The organism is Streptomyces sp. NTD91, from assembly GCF_059510455.1.
In genome coordinates this window covers 1-877 of record NZ_JCAJZW010000142.1, presented here as the reverse complement: position 1 = coordinate 877, position 877 = coordinate 1, and the positions used below count along the sequence as shown (strand labels likewise).

At 66.5% G+C, this 877-nt stretch carries 1 protein-coding gene; it reads right to left on the bottom strand.

Annotation, left to right across the window (positions count from 1 at the left end; all coding sequences use genetic code 11):
* Positions 1 to 811, bottom strand: an 811-nt coding sequence (locus tag AC5WRT_RS38945) for an IS701 family transposase (RefSeq protein ID WP_496101103.1), incomplete at its 3' end; no start/stop codon positions are given.
* Positions 812 to 877 lie beyond the last annotated feature (66 nt).

Below are 877 nucleotides of genomic sequence, written 5' to 3'. Positions count from 1 at the left end.
GCGCCCAGTCGTAGACGCGTTCGCCGTGCGCGCCCGGCCCGCCCGACAGCCGCTTCCAGCGTTGTCGGGGCAGCGCGGCGATCAGCTCGTCGACCCGGGCCTCGGCCCAGCCGGTCGTGACCACCGTGTCGTTGACCTTGGTGGCCAGCACATGGGCGACCTTGCGCTGCTCCAGCCAGAAACGTGTGTGCTTGACCTGCCCGTATGCCTCGTCCGCGGTCACCCATGCAAAGGGCACGCCGGCGTCGATGGCGCGTTGCAGCATCCGCCTGAAGTGCTCGTTCTTGGTCGCGAAACAGATCTCGTCGTCGATGCCGGCGGCCCGACAGCGGTCCCGGTCATCGGTCCAGGAGACCGGGAGGTAGAGCTCGCGGTCGATCAGGGCACGTCCCCGGGCCGAGGCGTAGGCCAGGAAGGTTCCGATCTGGCAGTTTTCCGTGCGGCCCGCAGTACCCGAGTATTGGCGCTGGACGCCGGCGGATTTGGTGCCTTTCTTCAGAAAGCCGGTGTCATCGGCGATCAGGACCGCGTCCTTGGCGCCGATGGTCTCCACGACGAAGTCACGGACATCATCACGGACTGCGTCCTCGTCCCAGTCGGAGAGGTTGAGTAGGCGCTGGACACCGTCCGGGCGGAGCTGGCCGACCTGCTCGGCCAGCGTCCAGCCGTTCTTCTTCTCCAGGGGTGCGACCAGCCCCTGCAGGTAGTCCAGTGCACGCTCGCGCGGCTCGGACCTGCCAAAACGGTGGGCGAACCGGGCATGCAGCCCGGCTATCCCCTCGGACCACGACTCAACCTGCTCGACCGTCAACCCATCAGCACACAGTCACATCAACGACAGACACCGTTGATCGTCACCCCAGATGCGGTTGCAGTA